The organism is Leptospira kmetyi serovar Malaysia str. Bejo-Iso9 (assembly GCF_000243735.2).
Classification (GTDB): domain Bacteria; phylum Spirochaetota; class Leptospiria; order Leptospirales; family Leptospiraceae; genus Leptospira; species Leptospira kmetyi.
In genome coordinates, this window is sequence record NZ_AHMP02000003.1 from 112,416 (window position 1) to 130,016 (window position 17,601).

Genomic DNA, 17,601 nt, shown 5'->3' on the forward strand with positions numbered 1-17,601 from the left:
AATTTTGAATCTTCTTTTATGAACGCCCAGCCGCTTCCGATTTCCGTTATCATTCCCACATACAATCGGGAAATCAAGGTGATGCGCGCGATTCGAACGGTTCTCGCGCAAACCAAGTCGCCTTTGGAAATCATCGTCGTAGACGACGGTTCCACGGATTTCACGGTTTCCAAAATCAAAGAAGAATTTGCCGAGGAATGTGCGAGAGCTTTGATCTCCATTCTTCCCTTGGAACACAAGGGCGTAAGCCGCGCGAGAAATCGAGGCGTGGAACGGGCGCGCGGAGAATGGATCGCTTTTTTGGATTCGGACGACGAATGGCTTCCCGAAAAATTGGAACGTCAATGGGAAGTTATATGCAAGGATTCGAATATAAGAATTCTTCAATCACAGGAGATCTGGATTCGAAACGGGAAAAGGGTCAATCCTCCTTCGTATCTTGCAAAAAAGAACGGAGAAATTTTCGGCCAAAGTCTGGAGTTCTGCAACGTTACGCCTTCTTCCGTGATTTTAAAAAAGGAACTCTATCAAGAAGCGGGCGGTATGGACGAGGAACTTCCCGCTTGCGAAGATTACGATCTTTGGCTCAGAATCACTTCCCGATATCCGGTTTCTCTTTTGGAGGAATTCTTACTCGTTCGATACGGCGGACACGAGGATCAGCTTTCCTTTCGATATCCGGTGATGGATCGATTTCGAATTTACTCCATTCTAAAATTATTAAGTTCTCATTTACCAAATGAGAAACAAAGAATCCTCGCGCAGAAAATTCTGTTTATAAAATGGAATGTTTTAAGGCAGGGAAAAGTCAAAAGACATTCTTGGAACGAAGAATGGGATTTTCTTTTGCAATCTACTTTGCAAGAAGGGATTCATTCTTCCTTTGGGATACGTATCAAAGAATTTCTGTTGAGCCAAGAAGTCTGGACAAAGGTTTGATGGTTTGAAAGGTTTTTTGAGCCTTTCCGGATTTGTAGTTTCTTTTTTAAAACGCTTCTGAAAGTTATTTCCAATCTAAACCGTTTCGTTTATAATCGACGGTTCAAAAACTTTCGGAGTTACCAATGGCGAATCCTATCCAAGAACTGACCAAGAAGTTCAAAAACAGAACGATGGACCCGCTTTCCTACGAGATTCTAAAAAGCGAGATCGTTCGAACGAAAATTCTTTGTATCTTTTTTACGGTCGCGTCTATCATCATGGCCCTCTTTTTTACGTTCTTTCGAGATTTTATCGACGGGGAAACGGGCGGGCGTTTTCCGTATTGGGCCGTTTTGGGAATCAACGTCTCGACCGCGATTTATGAATTTGTCGTGAACCGAGTCTTCACGTATTATTTGAAAAAAAGAAAAGTGGTTTTTCCGATTGCGAGATTCGGAAACGCGTTTGCGGAAGTTTCCTCCGTGGCTCTTTTGATCTATTTGAGCGCGCAAGGTTTCGAATCCCCTTTGATCGCCTTGTATTCTCCCGCGATTCTTACGTTTTTCGTGTTCATCATCCTTTCGGTGCTTCGTCTCGAATTCTGGTTGAGCGCGTTTACGGGATTGATCGCCGGGATCGAAGTGATTGCATTAGCTCTTTTTTATATTCCAAAAAATGAAATTCCGATGCCGATCCACTTTTTCAATTCGGTGGCTCCGTTTTTTTCCAAGGCGATTCTGCTTTTTTTCGGAGGTGTGGCCGCGGGTCTTGTGGGACTTCAACTTCGTAGATCCTTGATTTCCGCTATGGAAGCCGTTCAGGAAAAAAACAAGGTGGTCGGGATGTTCGGTCAATACGTTTCGCCGGACGTCGTGGATCGTCTTCTCGAACAAAAGAACGAAAACTTTTCCGAGTTCAAACACGTATGCGTGATGTTCTTGGATATCCGTAACTTCACTCGATTCTCCGAAAAAAGATCTCCGGGAGAAGTGATCGATTATTTAAACTACATCTTTTCCCATTTGATCGATATCGTGAATATGAACAACGGTATGATCAATAAATTTCTCGGAGACGGTTTTATGGCGGTCTTCGGCGCGCCGATTTCGGACGGAGGAAACGACGTTAAGAACGCGGTGATGGCTTCCTTGGAACTGTTGAAGAAGGTCGAGTTTTTGAATCAGGAAGGAAAAATTCCAGAAACACAGATCGGAATCGGTTTGCATTCCGGCGAAGCGATGACGGGTAACGTTGGTTCCGAAGCGAGAAAGGAATATACGATCATCGGAGACGTGGTCAATCTCGCTTCGAGAGTCGAATCCTTAAACAAGGAATTCGGAACGAAACTTCTCGTAACACAAGCGGTTTACGAAGAGGTCAAAGCGAACGTTCCGGGAAGACATTTATCTTCCATTCAAGTTAAGGGAAGGGAACAACCCGTAGACGTCTACGAGTTGGGTAAGGTTTAAGTTTCGATTTAGTTCATCCAGAACTCGAGGAATTCTTTTTGATGTTTGACCGGATTCCATTCTATGATTTGGTATTCGGCGACTCCGTTCGTATAAAACGGATCCTGATGACAGAAGTCTTCGAGTTCTTTGCGGGACTGCGCTCTCGCGATCAGAATTCCTCCGGTTCTCGGTTCCTGTGGCCCGGACGCGAGCAACATTTTTCGTTCGAACCCTTTGGACAAATGTTCCCTGTGTATGACGACGTATTGATCCACCGTTTCGATCGGCGTAAGATAACGAAGAACTACGATAAACTGTTTCATGTTATTACCAGGATTTTCTAAGCTCATGAAATTTGCAAACTTGTCGTAGTTCCTACGATCCGCCGTGAAATTTTTTGGCGCCCCACCCTAGTTTTGGGTGGGGGGTGCGGAGGTGGGAACGTTCGTGCCGATTCCCCTCTATCAGAAAAATCTCCGGTCTACAATCGCAAAACGTAGATCTTGTCGGAACCTTTTGCAAATTTTTCGATTTTAAGTTTTCTATTGAGACTGCGAAGATCCTTTGTTGGTTTTTAAATTTTTAGGAAAGGGAAGAATTCTTTCCGCTTTTCAAAATTCTTCCGATGATTTTTCGAACCGCAAAAACGGAAAAAGAAATCGTTAGAAGAGGAATCCAAACGACCGAAAGTTCCGATTTTAAAACCGCGATTCCGCGTTCGGTTAAGAAGTTTTTGACTCCGATGGGCGAAACCCGGATCGGTCTTTGTTCGAAAAAAAATCTTTCGGAAGAATAGGGGATGAGAAACCCGACTCCGAGTCCGCCGCTCGTCATCGCGTCGAGAACTCCGTGAGAAAGAATCGAAACGAATAAAAACGAAAGTATGATTTCCATTCTCGCCTGAAACCAACGAACGAGAATACACGCGAATACGCTCCAAGAAAACGCGAACAAAACGGAATGACTGAATCCGCGATGGCCCCAATCACTTTCATAGGGGATTCCGAATTTAAACGCGATCACGTCCGCGTCGGGGAGAATCGAAAAAAGGATTCCGATTAGAACCAAACGAATCGGAATGAATTTATTTCCGAACGCGATCCAGAACGAAATCGGAACCGCGGTATGCGTCATGATCGTCGGCATTCTTTATAACCTCGTATCCATCGGATGATGAAACTAGTTTTCGCAAAAGCCCGAATTCGTATTTCTTTTTTTGAAAAACGTCTCCGAAACGCAAATCCGATACCAATAGTGTCGAAAATGGGAAAATCGTTCCTCCTCGGTCGTTTCGAAAATTCTTCCCTTCTTTAAAATCTTAGGACCCGTTTTGACTTTTCCATTTGACCGAAAAGTGAGTCTGCAAAACTGTACGTATAAAACCCGATCCGATACGATTCATTTTCGGAACGGAAGTAGGATTCAAAGATGAGCGATAACCTGAAAAAAAGAAGTTCTATGACGACCGACGGAGACAACCGCGCTCCGAACCGTGCGATGCTTCGCGCAGTCGGTTTTACGGATGAAGACTTTCACAAACCGATGATCGGAATCGCTTCCACTTGGAGCGAAATTACTCCCTGCAATATTCATATCAATCGTCTCGCAGAAAAAGTCAAGGAAGGAGTCCGCACCGCAGGAGGAGTTCCCCAAATTTACGGAACGATCACCGTTTCCGACGGAATCATGATGGGACACGAAGGAATGCACTTCTCCCTTCCTTCCCGAGAAGTGATCGCGGATTCGATCGAGATCGTTTCCAACGCGATGAGACACGACGGTGTGATCGCGATCGGCGGTTGCGATAAGAACATGCCCGGTTGTTTGATGGCCCTTTGTAGAATCGACGTTCCCTCCATCTTCGTTTACGGCGGAACGATTCTTCCCGGTAACTGCGACGGACACGACGTGGATATCGTTTCGGTTTTCGAAGCCGTCGGTCAGATGAACGCGGGAAAAATTTCCAGAGAACAATTTGTCCGTGTGGAACAAAGCGCGATCCCGGGCGCGGGAAGTTGCGGCGGAATGTATACCGCAAACACGATGTCTTCCGCGATCGAAGCGTTGGGTATGAGTTTGCCGGGTTCGGCTTCCATGCCCGCTGTGAGTTCCAGAAAATCGGACGATTGTTTCGAGGCCGGTAAGGCTTTGATCGAACTCATCAAAAAGAACATCACACCGAAACAAATTCTCACCAAAAAGGCGTTTGAAAACGCGATTACCGTAGTTCTAGTGTTAGGCGGTTCTACGAACGCGGTTCTTCACTTGATCGCGATCGCAAAAGAGATCGGCGTGGATCTGACTCTCGAAGACTTCGATCGTATCAGTAAAAAAACTCCGCACCTCGCTGACTTAAAACCGGGCGGTAAATACGCGATGACCGATCTCGACAAAGTCGGCGGCGTTCACGGCGTTATGAAATATCTTTTAAAGGAAGGAATGCTCCACGGAGATTGTTTGACCGTTACCGGTAAAACAATCGCTGAAAATCTAAAGGACATGCCGGATCTCGTTCCGAATCAGACCATCGTTCGCAAAAGATCCGAGGCTCTGCATCCTTCCGGTCCTCTCGTGATCTTAAAAGGAAACCTCGCCCCCGACGGAGCAGTTGCGAAGATCTCGGGTTTGAAAAAAATTTCCATAACTGGTCCCGCGAAAGTGTTCGAGTCCGAAGACGATTGTTTTCAGGCGATCATGAGCGATCAGATCAAAGCGGGCGACGTGATCATCATTCGTTACGAGGGTCCGAAGGGCGGTCCGGGTATGAGAGAGATGCTCGCGGTCACTTCCGCACTCGTGGGTAAGGGGCTCGGAGAGGATGTCGGTTTAATGACGGACGGAAGATTCAGCGGAGGGACTCACGGTCTTGTTGTCGGTCACATTTCTCCCGAAGCGTTCGACGGAGGTCCGATCGCGATCGTTCAAAACGGAGATACGGTGACCATCGATTCCACGAAGAATCTTCTTCAGGTGGAAATCTCTCAGGAAGAAATCGACAAACGTTTGAAATCCTGGAAACCGATCGAGCCGAGATATAAATCCGGAGTTCTCGCAAAATACGTTAAACTCGTTCAATCGGCGACTAACGGAGCGATTACGAACCTACTTTGAAAACGATCTATCTTGCAGGACCGGAAGTTTTCTTACCGGACGCTTTTGCGGTTTTGCAAGATAGAAAATCCCTCTGTACGTCCTTCGGTTTTAACGCATTTTCCCCCTTCGATTCCGACATTCCTCCCGATCTCAAAAAAGACAAAGACCTTGCACGAAGAATTTTTTTCGGCAATCTCGATCTGATCCGTAAATCCGATATCGTATTAGCGAATTGTAATCCGTTTCGAGGTCCTCTCGTGGACGACGGCACCGCGTTCGAGATCGGTTTTGCCTTTTCTTCGGGTAAGAAAATCTATGGTTATACGAAGGAGATTCTTCCTCTTCCCGAAATCGTAAAAAAGAAAATTCCGGTCTCGCCGCATTCTTCCGGTTATGAGATCGACTCCGACGGTTTTTTGTTAAACGAAGACTTCGGTAACTGTCTCAATCTGATGTTGGAATATTCGATCGAAAAATCGGGCGGACTTCTTGTGGAAGGCGGATTCGAGGATTGTTTAAAACGAATCGCGGAAAGGGAGAATCGTTAGGAATGCTTTTAGAGATTTTGTAGTGTTTTGCTTAGAAAAGCCGAGGTTTACCCTATGTCAGATCCAAAAAATGAAATTCAATACCCTATTAAAGGGTTTTTAATATGTTTAGTGATTGGAATATTGTTTTTGTTCGTTTCAATTTTAGTGGTGGTCTTGAATTGGAATCAATTCAGTGACTTTGCGATTACGGATTTAGACTTTCTTTTTTTCAGTCTGCTATGCTTTTACGGAGCTTGGGTCAATTTTTTAAGATACGAATATCAACCGGGACAATCCATAAAAATAAAACGAGCTTTGTTGAGCCAAGAGTTATAAAATTGAATGATATTTTAGGATGGGATTTTGTCGATGTGGGTTATGGAAGGTCTGTTACTTTTTATTTGAATCGAAATGAAAAATATAAGATTTCCATAGAGGGAGATCCTTGCATCAATATGACCGAATCCATAATATCTGATATTATTGAATCTAGAAAATTTGATTTTTATCGTGGTGTTGAAAATCACGGCGTAAACCACGATACACTTCTAACTTCTTACAAAATATTTGGAAACATGTTCGAGTTTAAAAGATTTAGTAAATCTCAAGTGATTTATTTTGCAGAATGCAAGGATCTTGAGTTAGTCAATAATGGAGGGAGAATTGTGGTTTCTTTTACGACAAAAGGAAAAGAATACGTTCTTAACTCTTTTTCTTTTAGAAAGAATATGCTTTTATTTGAATATTTAGTAAATAAATTGAATAATGTGCCGGTTTAAATGTGGATTGTTTCACGTTTTTTGAAGCTTAACTTAAGGTATGTTGGTTCGGGATTGTGTTGTTTTTGATTTTCTATCCCTTAGTTTATAATAGTGAAGATTTAATGTGTTCTTAATTTAGGTGGTTTTTGCGTAAATGATGTCTTTAATAGAATATAATAAATATCTTTTTTCGAAAATTAATAATATAGGTGAATCCGAAAAATTAATTAAAGAAAGTTGCAATGCGATTTTATTGCTTGCATTAGTGCAGTTTTTGTTTCTTTTTCTTGAGGGCGTCACCCCTGGTGTAATCGTTGAAATAGTCTTAAACGTAATGACGGGATTGTTGGTGAGAAAGTATAAAACCATATTTCCTTCGGCGATTTTTTTGATAGTTTATACGGTTGCTCTTGTTATTAGTTTTGCGAGTGGAAAGGCTTTTGAAGTTTCACAAAGACTAAATACATTATTGTTTGTTATACTAATTACGATCGGTATCGTATTGGTTCGCGCTGTATATTTTAGAAATAATTATTTCAAGATTCGGTATGAAATAGGTAAAATTTTGATTCGAATTGTATTTTCCGTTGTCTTATTCGTGGCGACTGGATTGATTCTGGTTCTTTTGTCCGTATTTTTCGGCTATGAAGGTCCGAGTGCTGGACAGGAATTTTTGGCAACAGAGTATTTTTTTGCAACTTTAATATTTTCTTTAATGATATTGTTTGGTGGATTGTTTCCTTATTATAGTTCACAAAATGCTTAGAGAACAGTCTTAATAAAGACGTTAAGAAGCGTTTTTGACATCTCCCGTTTCCAAAATTGCGATCGTTTTTTTCGATAACAGATACCGATAATCCTTCAATAAAGACGGAATATATCGTTTTCTGCATATTCCTGCATCGTAAACCTGCCGATTGTTTGCGGAACGTTTGAGAAGTTCCTTGATCTGAGACTTTTTCATTTGAGACACATAAGGGAGAATCAGCTGAAAGTTTTTTTCGGCCTGCCGGAACGAATGCGACTTTCCGATCAGATCCACGATCAGATTCGTTCCGAACGAAAAATTACAGCGAATGATTCCGGGGATAAGGTCGCAGATGGAAAGAGTTTCCTCTCGGACTTTTGCGGATTGTGTTTTGCCCACGAAACCTTTCGGAATCGTCCCGTCCAAGGAAAGAAACACGAGGGTCATTTCCCGAAACGCGGCTATGCCCGCTTCCTGTTCGCACCAGGGAGAAGTTTCGTAATCCTTGCTGAGAAGCGCGACAAAAAGATCCGATCGTTTCAATTCGTTTAGAATCACGCTCTGCCATTCGGAGGAGACTTGAATGTCTTCGTGCGCGAGAAAGGATTCGATACCGAAACGATCGAGTATGTTTTGGATTTTGGCCGCGACGTATTTGTCTAAGGTGGAGTAACTGATAAAGGCTTTCATTTTTCGACACTCTTACGAACGTTTCATTCATGATACCCGTGTTAGCCGACAAATTTCGCATCCCTAATCCTTAGACAAGATTCGAGAGATGAAATGGATTCGACTAACTACGGATAAACGATCGTAGGAGCGTAAGGAGACGTAAGAAAGCCCGTCACATACTTCTGCGATATTGGCCGCCGACCTCGTAGAGCGCGTGTGTCATTTGTCCGAGGGAAACCTTTTTGGAAGTTTCCATCAGTTCCTCGAAGATGTTTCCGTTGGAAAGACTTGCCGTTTTCAATTTGCGAAGACGATCCTCGAGGTCGGTTTCGTTTCGTTTCTGAAATTCCTTCAGAGCTCCGATCTGGGCCTGCTTTTCCTCGTCCGTGGAACGGATCACTTCTTCCGGAATGATCGTGGGAGAGCCTTCCTTGCTTAAGAAAGTATTTACGCCGATCACAGGAAATTCTCCGTTGTGTTTTAGGGATTCGTAATATAAGGATTCTTCCTGAATCTTGTTTCTTTGATACATCATCTCCATCGCTCCGAGAACTCCGCCTCTTTCGGAAATTCTATGGAATTCTCCGAGAATGGCCTGTTCCACGAGATCGGTGAGTTCTTCGATGATAAAAGAACCCTGGCCTGGGTTTTCGTTTTTGGCGAGACCGAGTTCGCGGTTGATGATGAGCTGGATCGCCATCGCGCGCCGAACCGATTCTTCCGTGGGAGTTGTGATCGCCTCGTCGTATGCGTTCGTATGCAAAGAATTGCAATTATCGTAGATCGCATAGAGAGCTTGCAGAGTCGTTCGAATATCGTTGAACGCGATTTCCTGCGCGTGCAAGGACCTTCCCGAAGTTTGAATGTGATATTTGAGCATCGCCGAACGGTCGTTCGCTCCGTATTTATTCTTCATCGCCTTGGCCCAGATCCTTCTCGCGACTCTTCCGATCACCGCGTATTCGGGATCGATTCCGTTCGAAAAGAAAAAGGAAAGGTTCGGAGCGAAGTCGTCTATCTTCATTCCTCTGCTTAAGAAATATTCCACGTAGGTCAGACCGTTTGCAAGAGTGAACGCGACCTGAGTGATGGGGTTGGCTCCGGCTTCGGCGATATGATAACCCGAAATGGAAACCGAATAAAAGTTACGGACCTGATTGGTGATGAAGTATTGTTGAATATCCCCCATCATTTTTAATGCGAACTCGGTGGAGAAGATACAGGTGTTCTGCGCTTGATCCTCTTTGAGAATGTCCGCTTGTACGGTTCCTCGAACGACCTTTACGGTTTCCTTTTTTATGTTTTCATAAACTTCTTTTTCGAGAACCTCGTCTCCGGTCACGCCTAACAACATAAGACCGAGTCCGTCGTTTCCTTGCGGAATCGGAGCGTTGTATTTCGGAACCGGAAGATTCTTCGCTTTATAGATGGCTTCTATTTTTTGACGAACTTCTTTTTCCAGTCCGTTGGCTTTGATGTATTTTTCACAAGCCTGATCGATCGCGGTGTTCATAAAAAACGCGAGCACCATCGGCGCGGGTCCGTTGATCGTCATGGAGACCGAAGTCGTCGGATTGCAGAGATCGAAACCGGAATAGAGTTTTTTTGCGTCGTCCAAGGTCGCGATGCTGACTCCCGAGTTGCCGATCTTGCCGTAGATGTCCGGTCTTACGCCTGGATCTTCTCCGTATAAGGTGACGGAATCGAACGCGGTGGAAAGACGTTGTGCGGGCATTCCAAGGCTGACGTAATGAAAACGCGCGTTCGTTCTTTCGGGGCCGCCTTCTCCTGCGAACATACGAGTCGGGTCCTCTCCCGTTCTTTTAAACGGAAATACTCCCGCGGTGAACGGAAATTCTCCCGGAAAGTTTTCCTGAAGGGACCAACGTACGATTTCTCCCCAATCCTGAAACTTAGGAGTCGCCACTTTCGGAATTTTTAAATTGCTTAAGGAAAGGGAAGTGTTCGCAACCTTGATTTCCTTGTCGCGGACCTTATACGTGAAGTTTTCTCCCTGATAGTTTTTCAATTTTTCGTCCCAAGTGGAAAGAATTTTTTTGGCCTCGGGAGAAAGGGAGTTTTCAATTTTAGAATATTCTAATTCTAGAATATTCGTGTCCTGTCCGGCGCTCTTTAAAATTTCGATCGCGCCCTTGAGCTGAAACAGTTTTCTCGCTTTTTCCGATTCTTTTTCGGCGTTGCGGTCGTAACGATCGCATTCTTCGCGGATTTCCGCGAGATAACGCACGCGATCGGGTGGAATGATGAATATCTTTTCGCTCATTCCGTTCTCTTTTCCGTAAGAGGATTCCCAACCGAGATTCATCTTTTTGGAAAGCGCGCCGATTACGTTTCCGTACAGACCGTTGGTTCCGGGATCGTTGAACTGAGAAGCGATCGTTCCGAACACGGGCATCTCGTCCAAATTCTTATCGAAAAGTTGTCTGGATCTTTGGTATTGTTTTTTTACGTCTCGGAGAGCGTCGAGCGCTCCTCGTTTGTCGAACTTATTGATCGCGATCAGATCCGCGTAGTCGATCATGTCGATCTTTTCCAACTGCGTTGCCGCTCCGTATTCGGGAGTCATGACGTATAACGCGATATCCGCGACTTCCGTGATCTCCGAATCGCTCTGGCCGATCCCGGCGGTTTCCACGACGATCAGATCGAAACCCGCGCTTTTTAAAACGTCTATACTTCGTTTTACATTTTTGTTAAGCGCAATGTTCGCTTCTCTTGTCGCGAAGGATCTCATATAAACGCGTTCGTGAGAAATCGAATTCATCCGAATTCTATCTCCTAAGAGCGCGCCTCCGGTTTTTCTTTTGGACGGATCGACGGACAGGATCGCGATCGTTTTGTCCGGAAAGTCGATGAGAAATCTACGAACGAGTTCGTCCGTAAGAGACGATTTTCCCGCGCCTCCGGTTCCCGTGATTCCGAGAATCGGAACGGTTTTGGTTCCGGGTGGGAAATTCAATTTTTCGGTTAACGCCGATTTTTCGAGTTCCTCTCTTTCGAACGTGTTTTCGACAAGGGTGATCGTCTGCGCGATCGCCAACGGATTCTTATCCTTCAAGGAAGAATGAAGCGTTCCGTTGAACGTCAACGGCGGAATGAAGTCCGATTTGCGGATGAGATCGTTGATCATTCCCTGCAGACCGAGTTCTCTTCCGTCGTCCGGAGAATAGATGCGTGTGACTCCGTAGGCTTCGAGTTCTTTGATCTCGGAAGGAAGAATGGTTCCGCCTCCGCCTCCGAACACCTTGATATGACCCGCGCCTTTTTCCTTCAAAAGGTCTATCATATATTTGAAATATTCCACGTGGCCGCCCTGATAACTCGTGATCGCGATTCCCTGCGCGTCCTCTTGGATCGCACATTCCACGATTTCGCTCACGGAACGGTTGTGGCCCAGGTGGATCACTTCCACTCCGGACGCCTGGAGAATTCTTCTCATGATATTGATCGAAGCGTCGTGTCCGTCGAAGAGGGAGGCCGCCGTGATAAAACGGACCTTGTGTCGTGGGGTATAAATTTGCGTTTCCATATAGATTCTTCTATTCTAAAATTATAAAATTCTAATTTAGCTTTCCGGCGTATCGATGAGTTTTCTCACCCGATTCTCCAGTTCCTCGGTCACCATCTTTGCGGCTTTTTTCAAAGGTTCCTTCGGAAAATCCTTCGGGTAGATCGGCTTACCGATGTTATACGTGATTTTCGCGCCGAAGGCCTTGCCGGTTAAAAAGGCCTCGGGTTTCATCATTCTCCAAGCGCCATTGATCGCGCTCGGTATGATCGGAACTCCCGCGCGAATCGCGAGTTTCGCAGAAAGCGCCTTGAAGGATCCGGGCGTTACGCTTTCGGTTCGGGTCCCTTGCGGATAAACCGAAATCAATTCTCCCTTTTGAATGAGTTCGACCATATAGTTTTCCAGGTCTTCGTAGTAGACCGCGGCGGACTTCGCGTCCTTCACGTTATGCGCTCTTAGGATGGGATGGCCGCCCCAGTGCATGAGTTGTTTTCCCTGCATATCTCCGAGTGCGTTCAAAGCGGCGACGAGGGTTTGTTTCATCAGGCTCAACGGGAAATTGTTCAAGGGAGAAGCGGGGTTGTTTAGGAAGTCCAGAACGGTTTCCTGCGGATGAAACAATTCGTATTTTCCGAGATAAATCACTTTTCTTAAAACGGAGGTTCCCTGTACGATTACATCCAGGTTGTCCGTATGATTCGAAATCAGAACGGCGCCTCCCGTTTCAGGAACGTTTTCAAGACCCGTAACTTCCACCGAATACACAAGGTGAAGAAGCGTTTTTAAAAATTGTTTCACGGGTTCTCTTGGAATCAGAAAGAGGCTGTCAAGAAGGTCGGATTCTGTTTGGGTTTCCATCAAGGTCTGCTTTTCGAACGAGTGTTCAATAAATATTGGATTTAGAATTCATTGTACCGAATGGAATCGAATCCATCAAGTTGGATTTTTCGGTTCCGAATGCGAGTTTATAAAGAACCTGTCCTCCAACGGGGACAAAACCTTACCGCTTGATTTTTTTGATAAAGTATCATTCGGTTTTAGGACGCGCCGTAATCAAAGTTAGGAGACATTGCGAGATGAGCGGAAATATAAGTTGGTTTCAGGATTCGTTTTGGTTCGGCGAAACGTTTTTACAATCGTTGCGGGGATCTTCTTTGGATCCGATCTTTGCTCCGATCACGTTGGTCTTTCATCATCTGGGCGGAAATACTTTCTTTATGATTCTTCTTTCCACCGTTTACGTTTTTCTAAATCGCAAACTCGGAATCCGACTCGGTGTGGGTTTGCTTACGACCGGAATCGTCAACGGAATCGCCAAGGCCTTGTTGGAAAGTCCGAGACCCACGCTTCCTTGGATGGGGCCGGGGGACTTAACCGAATTTTCGTACGGATTTCCATCGGGACACGTTCAAACATCGGTGGTGATTTGGGGTCTGCTCTTTCTTCACGTAAAAAACAAAACGATCCGAACGTTGGCCGTTCTCATTCTTCTTTTTATGCCTTTTTCCAGAATGTTCGCGGGAGTTCACTTTGCGGGAGATACGTTGGGAGGTTTTATCCTCGGTTTGCTCTCTTTGGTTTTGATCGAAATTTTATTTCGTTCCTTTCCCGAGTTGGAATCTCCGAAGCCGTTCGAGTCTCAGAATTTTTCGAATACGAAAACGATTTCTTTGATCGTGGTCGTATTGACTTTGCCTTCGGTGCTTCTGCATTCTCATTCGGATTCTTTGGAAAAAATAAAGTCGTACGAAAACGTGATTTCCGCGAGCGGCGCCTTGGGCGGATTTACGATCGGAATTCTTTTGTCCAAGTTTTATTCCTTGGATTGGAATAGAGCGGATTCTTTTTCGGAAACGATTCGAAGAGCGGCGGTTTTGATTTTGGGAATACTCGTTTTTTATATTCTTCCCGGCATCGTCGTTCAAAAGCTGTTTCCCGAAAATCCGGTTGCAAGATACCTCAGGTACGGGATCGTTAGCAGTTACATCGCTTTTTTCTCGGTATATATTTTGGATCGTTGGAAGGGAAAAGCCGATTTAAAAAAATAGAATGGCGAATCTCTCGGGGAAGATGCAAAAAATTTCGAACCTTTTGGTTCAGTTCCGTAAATCCGGAATGTTCAAGTCTTCCCTTTTTGTAAGTGTATCCAAGGCGATCTCTTCCTTACTCAACCTCGTGTTTATGGTTTATTCCGTAAACATACTCACAAAAAGCGAGAACGGACTTTTTCAATACTACGCCGGATTTCTTCCCGTGTTGCTTGCGATCGCCGAGTTCGGACTTCCCGCGGCTCTCGTAAAATTTTTAGCGCCCGTAACCGAGAACAAACAAAAGATCGGAATTCTTTTGTCCTCTTCGATGCTCATCAAACTCGGCGCGCTCGGAGCCCTGGCCTTGATCAGTTTGATCGGAGCGGTTTTGTTGAAGGAAAGTTCGGTCGTGGTCGCGTTACTCGTGCTTGGAAGTTTTATACTTTCCTTCAATTCGTTTTTTGAAAGTATCTTTATCTGTTTCGGAAATTATATCTCTTTGTCGTTTTGGAATCCTCTTCCGAATTTAATCCGACTTCTGGTTTTATACGGAGCCGATCATTTGAGCGAACGCGCTCTCGGTCATTTGGACATACTCGCGATCTTCACCGCTTCTCCTATGTTCGTATTGGTTTTGTTCTTTTTCGTCTTTCCGAGAAAACAACTCTATTGGAGCGGAGAAAAAAACGGAATTCTGGAGATGACTTCCACGCTGACTTCGTTCAACGGGTACGCGTTTCTCGCGTCCATCTTCGCGATGATCTCGGATCGAATGGAAATTTTCTTTTTGAAGTGGTATCATTCTCAGGAATCGGCCGCCGTCTACGGAACCGCCTTACAGTTGTTCAGCGGCTTTGTGATTTTGTTTTCCGTCATCAATTCATTGATCTATCCGAAACTTTCCAGGCTCGTCGATTCGGAAGAATTTCCCAAGTTTCTCTGGAAATCCGTGTTGCTCGCGGTGGGAATGGCGGTTCTTTTATCACCCGGATTTTTTCTCGCGGAATGGATTTTAAATCTTCTCTTTCGCGGAAAATACGCGGATTCGATCGGGGTTTTTCAAATCCTCTATCCGAACTATATGTTGCAGTTGGTTTTTTCTCCTCTCGGGATCGCCTTATTCGCGTTAGGTCAACCGAGAATGCTCGCGTTTCTCGCGCTTCTCCGTCTTGTCTGCGGATTGGTGCTCGCCAATCTTTTGATTCCCGAATACGGACCGACGGGCGCGGCTTCTTCTTACTTTTTGGGACAGATCGTATCTTGGTTGATCTTGACGGGATACTTTTTAGCCTTCTTTCGAAGATGATCCGGCGGCGATTTCTTTTTAAAAATTGCAAGGGCGATTCCGCAGAGCGGACCGGGCTCTCCGCTTCGGACAATAAATTTCAAAACGGTCGAAAATTGCAATGCGGAGAAAAAAGAAATTTATTGTCCCCGCCTCGATCCCTATCGCGTCAAAATCAAAAACTTCAATCCGTATTTCCGGCTCGAATTGTATTTTCTTTTATTGTTATATTCCAAATATTGCAAGTTTCCGTAGGAGCGGAATCCTACTCGCGATATAAACTCGACGATTTGTTGCTTCTGAAGGACGGAAAAAAGGAACTGACCGGAAAGGGAAGATTCGACGAAACCGAAAAGGAAATCGAAACCAAACCCGGAAGCTTTTACTTCAACGCGACGGGGCTTTACAGAGGTTTGACCCAAAAGGGAGGAACCCAGGAAGAACAGGCAGATCGAAGTTTTTCCAGAGGAATCGCAAGTCCCGAAGTCGGTTTTCGAAACAAGGGAGAACGAGTTTATCATAAAATTCTAATATCTCCTTTTTTGCAATATGAGGAAAACGTAAACGGAACCAAAACGACGACAAGAGGTGCGGACGGAGAATTGTTGTGGGTCACAGGTTGGGAATCACCGTCGCTCCGGGTCGGGATCGAAGCGGGAAGGGGCTATCAACGACTCGATCGAAACGGATTTTTATTCGTAGGATTTTTAAACTACGGAGAATTTCAATTTCACTGGAAACCCGTCGGGATCACCGCGTCCGCGATCGGAGCGCAACTTCAAAATTCTCCCTTATATACGGAACGGGATCGGAACGAATCGCCTCGGCGGATTTCCGGCGGAAGCGTTCAGGTTCTTGAGAATTCCATAGTTCAGAATTTTAGAATATTCTACTATTTGTATAAGGAGTCCAGACAGGAAATCGTAAAAGGCGATCTGTTTTTAAACGCGTCGCCTTTTCGGCCCTACGGACAGTTTCAATACTACGGTTTTGAATTTGCGAGCGCGAAATTTTTCGGGTTGAGGTTCGATGCGGACGCGATTCACGTAACCGGCTCGAGACAGTACGGACTCGACGCGTATCGAAGTTATCAAACCTCGCAATCCACGAACGCTAATTTGTTCGGAACAAAACTCGTATGGGAAAGACCCGAAGCCTCTTACTTTTTGGGAGGATTTTATTCTTCCAAGGACGGAGACCTGAGAACGGACCGAAACTCGGACGGATACGCGGGAATTCGAACGGATCCGAGAGGATACGGGGGAAAAACTTCTTTCCTGTTGATGGAAAGTCTTCTATTGCAGGACGGCGCCGTTTTTTCGGAGGACGGAACCGCTTCCAAACCGAATTTCGAGAACAAGGGAATTCGTCTGGTTCAACTCGGAATCCAAAAAAGCTGGGAACAAAAATGGACGGCCCAAGGAATGATCCTTTCTTCCTCGTCACCGATGGGTCACGGTTGGGAAGGGATTCTTACCGGCGGTTATCAATCCGAATATTCGTATATTCTAATGAGCTTATCCTATGCGTACGTCGATCCGCAACGAGAAAAAAGGATTCTTTTCGAAGAATGGAGAACCAAGGAAGAGATCCGGGAATATTCGAGAATTTATCTTTCAGCCGGTGTTTACTTTTGAAGGAGTTTGAAGCGCCTTCTTCAACGTTTTGCTGAAACTCACTTCGTTTCCGACTTCGTTGTAAACGAGTTCGTCCACATTCATTCTCACCAAAAAAATTCCGCGGCCCGAAAGATGACTCGCGTTCGGATCGGTGACCGGATCTGGAACCTTAGCCGGATCGAAACCCGCTCCGTGGTCCTTTAGAGAAACGTAAACCTTTTGATTTTCGAAACTGATCTCGAGTTGAACGGATTCGTTCAACGCCTCGCAGATCCGATCCACGTGATCGAAGTAGTTCACTTCCGAGGAAAGAAGTTTCGATTTGTTTTCGTAGTTGATCCCCGCAGATCCGTGTTCGATCGAGTTTCCGAGAAGTTCGTATAAGGCGAGTTTGATCGCGAGAATATCGTCCGTATGAATTCCAGGAATCAAGGAAATGGAACGCATCACCAAGTTCACGTATTGGTTCAGATTTTTAAGACTGGGTTTGATCGAAAACTGTTGTCTGGACTGAGTGAGTTGAAAATGATTTTTGCCGATCAGTTCCTGACTGGAAATAAATAAATTCTCGAATTTTTGCAGAGAATGGCGGATCGCGTCCATCCGGAAGGGTTTGATAAAAAAGTCGACGGCGCCGAGTCTCAGCGCTCGGATCGAAACGTCTATGTCCTGATTTCCGGTGATAACGATAAAAGGAGTGTTGACTCCTATGTCTCTCAATTTGGAGATAAAGTCGATTCCGCTCATCTTAGGAAGACGAACGTCGGTTACGATCAGATCGAAACTTTTATTTTTGCAGATTTCAAGAGCTTCTTCGGCGGTTCCCGCCAAGGTAAGATCGTGAAAGGTTCCGAATATTTCTCGGAACAAGTCTCGGATCACTTCTTCGTCGTCTAAAAAAAGAATTCGCATTGGATCTACCGTTCTCAAACATTACATTTCCCGAATAGATCCGTCAA

At 45.0% G+C, this 17,601-nt stretch carries 15 protein-coding genes; 9 read left to right on the forward strand and 6 right to left on the reverse strand.

Going from position 1 to position 17,601, the window contains the following annotated elements; genetic code table 11:
• The first annotated feature begins 18 nt into the window (after nucleotides 1-18).
• Both LEP1GSC052_RS02965 and LEP1GSC052_RS02970 read left to right on the forward strand, forming a co-directional pair.
• Nucleotides 19-939: a glycosyltransferase family 2 protein gene (locus LEP1GSC052_RS02965; protein ID WP_010574354.1), complete on the forward strand. Its 921-nt coding sequence runs from the start codon at nucleotides 19-21 to the stop codon at nucleotides 937-939.
• A 125-nt stretch (nucleotides 940-1,064) separates the two neighbouring features.
• Entirely contained in the window at nucleotides 1,065-2,390 is a 1,326-nt protein-coding gene (locus tag LEP1GSC052_RS02970) for an adenylate/guanylate cyclase domain-containing protein (protein ID WP_020986523.1), read from the forward strand.
• Nucleotides 2,391-2,398: 8 nt separating this feature from the next.
• Here LEP1GSC052_RS02970 and LEP1GSC052_RS02975 read toward each other — a convergent pair whose 3' ends face one another.
• Both LEP1GSC052_RS02975 and LEP1GSC052_RS02980 read right to left on the reverse strand, forming a co-directional pair.
• The gene (locus LEP1GSC052_RS02975) at nucleotides 2,399-2,695 is read right to left on the reverse strand and encodes a YciI family protein (RefSeq protein ID WP_010574355.1); all 297 of its coding nucleotides are present in this window, start codon (nucleotides 2,693-2,695) and stop codon (nucleotides 2,399-2,401) included.
• 259 nt (nucleotides 2,696-2,954) lie between these two features.
• The gene (locus LEP1GSC052_RS02980; RefSeq protein WP_010574356.1) at nucleotides 2,955-3,518 is read right to left on the reverse strand and encodes a metal-dependent hydrolase; all 564 of its coding nucleotides are present in this window, start codon (nucleotides 3,516-3,518) and stop codon (nucleotides 2,955-2,957) included.
• 282 nt (nucleotides 3,519-3,800) lie between these two features.
• Between LEP1GSC052_RS02980 and ilvD the strand changes: the two genes are divergently transcribed.
• From ilvD to LEP1GSC052_RS03005, 4 genes are all read left to right on the forward strand, one after another.
• A complete protein-coding gene (gene ilvD / locus LEP1GSC052_RS02985; protein ID WP_010574357.1) occupies nucleotides 3,801-5,483 on the forward strand; it encodes a dihydroxy-acid dehydratase in 1,683 nt (560 codons plus the stop codon).
• Nucleotides 5,480-6,013 (forward strand): nucleoside 2-deoxyribosyltransferase, encoded by a 534-nt coding sequence (locus LEP1GSC052_RS02990; RefSeq protein WP_010574358.1) that lies wholly within the window; start codon nucleotides 5,480-5,482, stop codon nucleotides 6,011-6,013. The genes ilvD and LEP1GSC052_RS02990 overlap by 4 nt, the downstream gene beginning before the upstream one ends.
• 236 nt (nucleotides 6,014-6,249) lie before the next feature.
• Entirely contained in the window at nucleotides 6,250-6,774 is a 525-nt protein-coding gene (locus tag LEP1GSC052_RS03000) for a hypothetical protein (RefSeq protein WP_156892099.1), read from the forward strand.
• 136 nt (nucleotides 6,775-6,910) lie between these two features.
• Nucleotides 6,911-7,522, forward strand: a complete 612-nt coding sequence (locus LEP1GSC052_RS03005; protein WP_020986310.1) for a hypothetical protein — start codon at nucleotides 6,911-6,913, stop codon at nucleotides 7,520-7,522.
• Between the two features lie 21 nt (nucleotides 7,523-7,543).
• On the opposite strand, the gene LEP1GSC052_RS03010 is transcribed toward LEP1GSC052_RS03005, so the two are convergent.
• The 3 genes from LEP1GSC052_RS03010 to LEP1GSC052_RS03020 form a co-directional block, all read right to left on the reverse strand.
• A complete protein-coding gene (locus tag LEP1GSC052_RS03010; RefSeq protein WP_010574361.1) occupies nucleotides 7,544-8,194 on the reverse strand; it encodes a toll/interleukin-1 receptor domain-containing protein in 651 nt (216 codons plus the stop codon).
• A 154-nt stretch (nucleotides 8,195-8,348) separates the two neighbouring features.
• Complete coding sequence (locus LEP1GSC052_RS03015; protein ID WP_020985877.1) at nucleotides 8,349-11,726, reverse strand: methylmalonyl-CoA mutase family protein; 3,378 nt, start codon at nucleotides 11,724-11,726, stop codon at nucleotides 8,349-8,351.
• A 36-nt stretch (nucleotides 11,727-11,762) separates the two neighbouring features.
• Nucleotides 11,763-12,566, reverse strand: a complete 804-nt coding sequence (locus LEP1GSC052_RS03020) for a lysophospholipid acyltransferase family protein (protein ID WP_010574362.1) — start codon at nucleotides 12,564-12,566, stop codon at nucleotides 11,763-11,765.
• Nucleotides 12,567-12,784: 218 nt separating this feature from the next.
• Between LEP1GSC052_RS03020 and LEP1GSC052_RS03025 the strand changes: the two genes are divergently transcribed.
• Genes LEP1GSC052_RS03025 through LEP1GSC052_RS03035 form a run of 3 tightly spaced genes read left to right on the forward strand, consistent with a single transcriptional unit; the run spans nucleotide 12,785 to nucleotide 16,660 of the window.
• Nucleotides 12,785-13,756, forward strand: coding sequence for a phosphatase PAP2 family protein (locus LEP1GSC052_RS03025; RefSeq protein WP_010574363.1), 972 nt, complete (start codon nucleotides 12,785-12,787; stop codon nucleotides 13,754-13,756).
• 1 nt (nucleotide 13,757) lies between these two features.
• Nucleotides 13,758-15,044, forward strand: a complete 1,287-nt coding sequence (locus LEP1GSC052_RS03030) for an oligosaccharide flippase family protein (protein WP_010574364.1) — start codon at nucleotides 13,758-13,760, stop codon at nucleotides 15,042-15,044.
• Nucleotides 15,041-16,660, forward strand: coding sequence for a hypothetical protein (locus tag LEP1GSC052_RS03035; protein ID WP_010574365.1), 1,620 nt, complete (start codon nucleotides 15,041-15,043; stop codon nucleotides 16,658-16,660). The genes LEP1GSC052_RS03030 and LEP1GSC052_RS03035 overlap by 4 nt, the downstream gene beginning before the upstream one ends.
• Here the strand turns inward: LEP1GSC052_RS03035 and LEP1GSC052_RS03040 are convergent.
• On the reverse strand, nucleotides 16,640-17,554 hold the full coding sequence (locus LEP1GSC052_RS03040) for an ATP-binding response regulator (RefSeq protein WP_020985805.1): 915 nt from the start codon (nucleotides 17,552-17,554) through the stop codon (nucleotides 16,640-16,642). The two genes, LEP1GSC052_RS03035 and LEP1GSC052_RS03040, sit on opposite strands and share 21 nt — an antisense overlap.
• Nucleotides 17,555-17,601: the final 47 nt, after the last annotated feature.

Bases quoted from the DNA above. Each gene is read 5' to 3' on its own strand.
- LEP1GSC052_RS02965 (WP_010574354.1), top strand. From the start codon at position 19: ATGAACGCCCAGCCGCTTCCGATTTCCGTTATCATTCCCACATACAAT.
- LEP1GSC052_RS02970 (WP_020986523.1), top strand. From the start codon at position 1,065: ATGGCGAATCCTATCCAAGAACTGACCAAGAAGTTCAAAAACAGAACG.
- LEP1GSC052_RS02975 (WP_010574355.1), bottom strand. From the start codon at position 2,695: ATGAAACAGTTTATCGTAGTTCTTCGTTATCTTACGCCGATCGAAACG.
- LEP1GSC052_RS02980 (WP_010574356.1), bottom strand. From the start codon at position 3,518: ATGCCGACGATCATGACGCATACCGCGGTTCCGATTTCGTTCTGGATC.
- ilvD (WP_010574357.1), top strand. From the start codon at position 3,801: ATGAGCGATAACCTGAAAAAAAGAAGTTCTATGACGACCGACGGAGAC.
- LEP1GSC052_RS03005 (WP_020986310.1), top strand. From the start codon at position 6,911: ATGATGTCTTTAATAGAATATAATAAATATCTTTTTTCGAAAATTAAT.
- LEP1GSC052_RS03010 (WP_010574361.1), bottom strand. From the start codon at position 8,194: ATGAAAGCCTTTATCAGTTACTCCACCTTAGACAAATACGTCGCGGCC.
- LEP1GSC052_RS03015 (WP_020985877.1), bottom strand. From the start codon at position 11,726: ATGGAAACGCAAATTTATACCCCACGACACAAGGTCCGTTTTATCACG.
- LEP1GSC052_RS03020 (WP_010574362.1), bottom strand. From the start codon at position 12,566: ATGGAAACCCAAACAGAATCCGACCTTCTTGACAGCCTCTTTCTGATT.
- LEP1GSC052_RS03025 (WP_010574363.1), top strand. From the start codon at position 12,785: ATGAGCGGAAATATAAGTTGGTTTCAGGATTCGTTTTGGTTCGGCGAA.
- LEP1GSC052_RS03030 (WP_010574364.1), top strand. From the start codon at position 13,758: ATGGCGAATCTCTCGGGGAAGATGCAAAAAATTTCGAACCTTTTGGTT.
- LEP1GSC052_RS03035 (WP_010574365.1), top strand. From the start codon at position 15,041: ATGATCCGGCGGCGATTTCTTTTTAAAAATTGCAAGGGCGATTCCGCA.
- LEP1GSC052_RS03040 (WP_020985805.1), bottom strand. From the start codon at position 17,554: ATGCGAATTCTTTTTTTAGACGACGAAGAAGTGATCCGAGACTTGTTC.